Source organism: Limnospira sp. PMC 1279.21 (genome assembly GCF_032349615.1).
Classification (GTDB): Bacteria; Cyanobacteriota; Cyanobacteriia; order Cyanobacteriales; family Microcoleaceae; genus Limnospira; species Limnospira fusiformis.
This window is the reverse complement of the sequence record NZ_JARPLU010000224.1, coordinates 1-6,132: the sequence shown is the minus strand read 5'-3', so window position 1 is coordinate 6,132 and position 6,132 is coordinate 1. Positions and strand designations below refer to the sequence as shown.

Here is a 6,132-nt window from a genome sequence, read left to right as displayed (position 1 = left end):
GTTAGTCATCTCGTCCTCTCCATTATACGTCCTAACTTTCCTGTCTTGTGCTATACGTCAATCAGAAATATGCCTCTGTGCCCCGCCAAGTCCAGGTGAGGCACAAAAAAACGGGAGGTTAACGATTCAATGTGATGAATTGTGGTCTTTTCGTACCCTGAGGAAACAAACAGTGGATTTGGTTAGCTCTCGACGTAAAAACCCGTGAGATTGTCGGTGTTTACATTGGTGCACGGGATGAAGCCGCAGCCCGCCAATTGTGGGAGTCATTGCCCCCAGTGTATCGCCAATGTGCGGTGGCTTATACAGATTTCTGGGGAGCCTATGAGGCTGTTCTACCGAGTAAACGTCATCAAGGGGTTGGGAAGGATACAGGTTTGACCAGCTACATCGAAAGGTTTAACAATACCTTGAGACAACCAGTGTCTCGCTTAGTACCCAAGACCTTGTCCTTTTCCAAGTGTTTGCAGAATCACATTGGTGGCATTTGGTATTTTATCCATCACTACAACGCATCATTACCTCTTTAGTACTACCATGAATACCTCGACCAGATACCCAGAGCCTTAGAGGGGTTAAAACGTTCTGTTTATATGGGCATTCCATCTTTAGATTTTTCCTATCCACCGGGGTACTTTTAAAGGTCTATGTAGGTGTCTCATCCAAACCCCTACTTTTCCCCTTGCCCTTTTGGGTGTAGCGTTTCAACCTATTTCGCTACCTGCTCATTGCGATGGTTCAAGTCAGACATTCAGATTTCCTTAATCATGGATGGTTGGCAGTGGTCGCGTCTTGATAGTAGGTTTGATCTCACGCCTTCCGTTCCCCGCTTTAGTCCTAGAGTTATGAGTTCTCAAACCGGGGGTGGCTATCGCCGTTACCCTCAACGTTTGTTACAAAACTGTTAAGAATTGTAACAACGTATGTTGACCCTGGGTTCCTTGCCTGGTTTTGGTATCAAAATGATACAAAAAGTCGGGACATATAAACAGTTATGAGGTCGCTCAGGGGAGACTCCCTTATATCCAACCAAGGGGCTGGAACCCTCACGCTTGCTGTTATTTCAAGCATTCATTGCAGCTCTATTTGATGCCTAAACGTCTCGCACGGATTACTAGAGCGTACCACAAAGGGAACAAAGTATCTGGGGCGGCGCTCAAGGCTGCCAGGAATGCCACATCCAGAAAGCAGGCTGAGACTTTGTTTAAGGCTCTGTGGGATATGCGATAATCCTACTTTAAAGGTTGGCTTATAAAGGCCCCGCTGATTTGTTGGTCAAGCGGGGCTTTTTACTGTTGAAAGTTTGAGTGTAGGATAGAAAAACAGTTAGAATGGTTAATCAGCTTGTTCCAAGACTTATAGCTAATTTTAGGATTCCGTGACCGAACCAACTTCCACCCCCCCTTTTAAATTCGATCCCGTTGAAGATGCTTTAGCCGACTTGAAAGCCGGACGCTGTATCGTGGTTGTGGACGATGAACACCGGGAAAATGAAGGTGATCTCATCTGTGCAGCTAATTTTGCTACGCCCAACCTGATTAATTTTATGGCGGTGGAAGCCAGAGGATTAATATGTTTAGCCCTAACAGGCGATCGCCTCGACCAACTCGATCTTCCCCTAATGGTGACAAAAAACACCGATAGCAACCAAACCGCCTTCACGGTCAGCATCGACGCTTCCCCCCAAATGGGAGTCAGCACCGGAATTTCTGCCGAAGATCGCGCCCGGACTATTCAAGTGGCGATCCAACCCCAGACTAAACCAGAGGATCTGCGTCGTCCGGGTCATATTTTCCCCCTGCGGGCTAAAGAAGGGGGAGTGCTAGAAAGGGCTGGTCATACAGAAGCAGCCGTAGACCTAGCGCGACTGGCGGGTTTATATCCGGGTGGGGTGATTTGCGAAATTCAAAACCCCGACGGGTCTATGGCGCGACTGCCACAATTGATCGAATATGCTAAAACCCATAATCTCAAGTTGATCAGCATTGCTGACCTAATTAGCTATCGCCTACAGCACGATCGCTTTATTATTCGCGAAGCCGTGGCCAAACTTCCCACCCAATTCGGGGATTTTCTCATTTATGCCTATCGTAACACCCAGGATAATAGCGAGCACGTCGCCCTCGTCAAAGGAGATCCGGCTACATTTGGTGATATTCCGGTCATGGTTAGGGTTCACTCTGAATGTCTAACGGGGGACGCTTTCGGTTCTCTACGCTGCGACTGTAGGATGCAACTGCAAACGGCCTTAAAAATGATTAACCATGCTGGAGCTGGGGTGGTAGTTTATCTCAAACAAGAAGGGCGCGGTATTGGTTTAATCAATAAACTTAAAGCCTATTCTCTGCAAGATATGGGGCTGGATACCGTCGAGGCTAACGAACGCCTCGGCTTTCCCCCTGACCTACGCAATTATGGCATGGGGGCGCAAGTTCTTAATGATATTGGTGTCCGACAGATCCGCCTAGTCACTAATAATCCTCGTAAAATTGCGGGACTCAAGGGTTATGGTATTGAGATTGTCGATCGCGTCCCATTATTGATTGAGGCCACCGATTATAATTCTGTGTATCTGGCAACTAAGGCACAAAAATTAGGTCATCTTTTACTGCAAACCTATTTGGTTACAGTGGCGGTTAAATGGCATCATTCACCCCAAGCCACTTGGGAAGCAGCAGAGGAAATGGGGGAAACTTTTATCCCTTCTACTATGTCGGTCCTCAAGTCGGCAGCGGAACTTTATTCCTATGGCGATCGCATGGAAAAGTTACAGAATATCGCCCATACTTATGACCTGCTAATTCAGGAAGAAACTCGTCCCGTCGCTGTGGCTTTATTTGGTCAAGCAGACCTAGTTTTTCATCTCGGTCTTGATCAACCATTATTGGCATCACCCGACTGGTATCAATATCCTGACCATCCCTATGTCAATGCTATCCAACAGATACTTGATCATATTGTCGCTTTACCAGATTTGCAAAGGTTGGAGTTTCTAATTGCTTCCGGCAATGACCCTTTAACCAGTCTCAAGGGGCAATTAAAACGTCAGGCTTTCCCCTTTTCCAGCCTTCCTGGTTCTTTATGCTACGCCCGTGAGTTGCAAACAATTTATAGTTTTTCATGGTAAGTAATTCCCTGGGGCTAATCAACCCTCATTTAACATACCTAATGCCATCATAACTTAACCTTGATTAGCAATTAACTACCTGGTCTCAGCGCCAGGTTTGTTAATTTTTAAAACAAAACCTTGCCCCTCCGCATTTTTGAGATATAATGGGCGACATTTTTTGAGTGATTCCTATCAAGACCAGTTCCGATAATTAGCCTTAGCCAGAGACTTTGAGGAATTGGGGCTTGCCGATTTTACCAATTACATATTAAAATGCTGTTTACTAAAAATCTGAGATTTAGGAGCAAAAAATGAGCAATTTAAACCTGTTTTTGGGCGTGCAAAGTACAACGGGTCAGACTGTTGAGTGGTCTTTTAGCGTGGCAATTATCATGATTTTGTGCAATGTATTTGCCATTGTCATTGGTTATTATGGCATCTCTAAAGAAAATCGTGGCAAAGGTCCCGCCCTTCCCGTTTCCTTACCCCGCATTTTTACTGGGTTTGGTTTTCCCGAACTCCTCGCCACCGCCAGCTTAGGCCATCTCCTCGGTGCAGGTGTCATCCTCGGCTTGGCTAATGCTGGAGTCCTGTAGTAGCCATAGTTAGTCACCAACAAGCAGTAATGGGAGCATTTTGCTCCCTAATTTCCTGGTGTGATAGCCAAGGTTAATTACCCCTTAACTGTGGGTAAATACAATTAAAATTAACCCTTTACCAACCTTACTTAACTCAAGTTGGCGATCGCCTAAACATTCACCGCATCTTCCTGTAGCCTTAATTGCTCAATTAACCCTATTGACTCCCCATGGCTTGTACAGCAGGGGTGAGGCCATAACTCGTAACTATAGCCAGCTTTTTCTGGGTTAAATGTATCTGTTACACTGGAAGAGGGGGAAAGTAATTAACCCCCCGGTAAAGATAACGTATACCTTGTCTGTAATCACGGCAAGGGATTCAAGGGAGGGATTCATGCAGGCAGGTTGGCGGATAGGAACGATATTTGGTATTCCACTGTATATCGACTCCTCATGGTTTGTCATCGTCGTGTTGGTGACATTACTCAATAGTCAGGAATATTTGCAATGGGGAGAACTATTATCCTGGGGCGCAGGTTTAGCAGTCGCGCTGCTGCTGTTTGCTTCTGTTCTCCTCCACGAGTTAGGACACAGCTTGATTGCCAAATCCCAAGGCATTCAGGTCAATTCCATCACCCTATTTTTGTTTGGAGGTATTGCCTCCATTGAGAAAGAATCAAAAACACCCGGTCAGGCTTTCCAAGTAGCGATCGCCGGTCCCCTAGTCAGTTTAGCCCTATTTTTTCTACTAACCGCATTAGCCCAAAGTTTACCAGAACCCAACCTGGTGCGAGAAATTGCCCAACGGATTGGGGAAATTAACCTAGTCCTAGCCATATTTAATTTAATACCCGGTTTACCCCTAGACGGTGGACAGGTACTAAAAGCCACAGTTTGGCAGATTACCGGAAGTCGGTTTGCTGGAGTACGTTGGGCCGCCAGAAGCGGACAATTTCTGGGTTGGGGGGCAATTTTCCTAGGTCTATTTGCCCTATTCGCAGGCAATAACTATAGCGGTTTGTGGATTGCCTTAATTGGTTTGTTCGTCATCCGTAACGCTAGTTCCTACTCGCGAATGAGCGATTTGCAGGAAGTCTTGCTCAAAATTCAAGCTAGTGATGTGATGACCCGTGAATTTAGAGTCATTGATGCCGAGATGACCCTGCGACAATTTGCCGATGATTATTTGATTTGTCCCTCCTCCATTCCAGTATTTTTTGCCGCCTCGTCCGGTCGCTATCGGGGGTTAGTGTCTGTGGACAAGTTGCGAATGGTCGAACGTAGTCAATGGGAAACGCAGACCTTGCATGATATTGTCACACCTCTAGATCAGTTAATTGCAGTCCCAGAAAAAGCCCTACTGGTGGAAGTAATTAACCAAATGGAATCCCAAGGACTTCCTAGAATCACAGTTTTATCCCCAGCCGGAGCCGTCTCAGGCATAATAGATCGTGGGGATGTCGTTAGGGCCGTGGCTAAATCTCTCAGAGTTCCTATTCCCGAAGCTAATATTAAACGGATCAAAGAAGATGGTAGTTATCCCCCTGGACTTCCCCTAGATGCGATCGCTAAAACCGCCGCCTCCTACACCGAGAATTGAGGCGCAAATTTGGCGATCTGATCCCATTCAGCCTCCGTTAAGGGTTGGGTGTCTAATTGAATCCCAAAGCTATCCGTAGCCGCCATAATTAAAGCATCTATGACAGTTTGTAATTCCATAGATAGCAATGGTGGGGATGCCATAGCAGTCCCAAATACTTGGGATTGTAGACCCGGGTCAGGAGTTAAACGCATAGACCCATGTTGAAGCACCGCCCGACCCCGACACAGTTGAGCGCTACCAATCAGTTTATAACCATTGTCTAGGACTAAATCCGCTCCGGTTGCTGTCCCAAAACAGTCAGGATGATGAATATAGCCCCGTCCCGCAGAACCATAATCGAGATGAAATCCTAGACTTCGCCATCCCCTCACTAAAAACTCGCTAATGTATTGGTAAATTTGCGATCGCGATCCAGACAACCCCGAAGTCACCACCGCATAAGTCAGATCCCCTTGATGCAGTACCCCCCGTCCTCCACTAGGGCGGCGCACCAATTCAATAGGCTGATTCTGCCATTGCAAATCATGCCAAAATTCCGGCCAGCGCCGTTGATGATAACCCAGAGAAATGGCTACAGGTTGCCAAGTATAAAACCGCAATGTCGAGGGATGACAACCTTGATCATGTTGTGATAGCAACCAGCTATCTATCGCCATTTGCAGCCGCCCCGAAGCCTCAGTCAGAGGGATTAAACGCCAGACAGAACTATCAGTAGACATAACTACATATACCTATACCCCCTTTCACAGATTGATGCTGTGCCCATCTCAGAGTTACCCATAAGGTAGGGAGCATGATTTAATCTCAAATTAGGTTAATATTTTAGGGCAATATGGTATAAG

The 6,132-nt window shown here is 46.4% G+C and carries 5 protein-coding genes and 1 pseudogene; 5 read left to right on the top strand and 1 reads right to left on the bottom strand.

The window, feature by feature from the left end; genetic code table 11:
* Window positions 1-53 precede the first annotated feature (53 nt).
* From P5683_RS21945 to P5683_RS21925, 5 genes and pseudogenes are all read left to right on the top strand, one after another.
* Window positions 54-530: pseudogene (locus P5683_RS21945) on the top strand (IS1 family transposase); the annotation flags it as partial.
* A gap of 237 nt (window positions 531-767) precedes the next feature.
* Entirely contained in the window at window positions 768-908 is a 141-nt protein-coding gene (locus tag P5683_RS21940; protein ID WP_006670925.1) for a hypothetical protein, read from the top strand.
* Between the two features lie 470 nt (window positions 909-1,378).
* On the top strand, window positions 1,379-3,127 hold the full coding sequence (gene ribBA, locus P5683_RS21935; protein WP_006626270.1) for a bifunctional 3,4-dihydroxy-2-butanone-4-phosphate synthase/GTP cyclohydrolase II: 1,749 nt from the start codon (window positions 1,379-1,381) through the stop codon (window positions 3,125-3,127).
* 293 nt (window positions 3,128-3,420) lie between these two features.
* Entirely contained in the window at window positions 3,421-3,705 is a 285-nt protein-coding gene (gene psaK / locus P5683_RS21930) for a photosystem I reaction center subunit PsaK (RefSeq protein ID WP_006626271.1), read from the top strand.
* A gap of 376 nt (window positions 3,706-4,081) precedes the next feature.
* Window positions 4,082-5,287, top strand: a complete 1,206-nt coding sequence (locus P5683_RS21925; protein ID WP_006626272.1) for a site-2 protease family protein — start codon at window positions 4,082-4,084, stop codon at window positions 5,285-5,287.
* Here P5683_RS21925 and P5683_RS21920 read toward each other — a convergent pair.
* Window positions 5,272-6,009: a lipoate--protein ligase family protein gene (locus P5683_RS21920; RefSeq protein WP_006626273.1), complete on the bottom strand. Its 738-nt coding sequence runs from the start codon at window positions 6,007-6,009 to the stop codon at window positions 5,272-5,274. The genes P5683_RS21925 and P5683_RS21920 overlap by 16 nt on opposite strands.
* Between the last annotated feature and the right edge of the window lie 123 nt (window positions 6,010-6,132).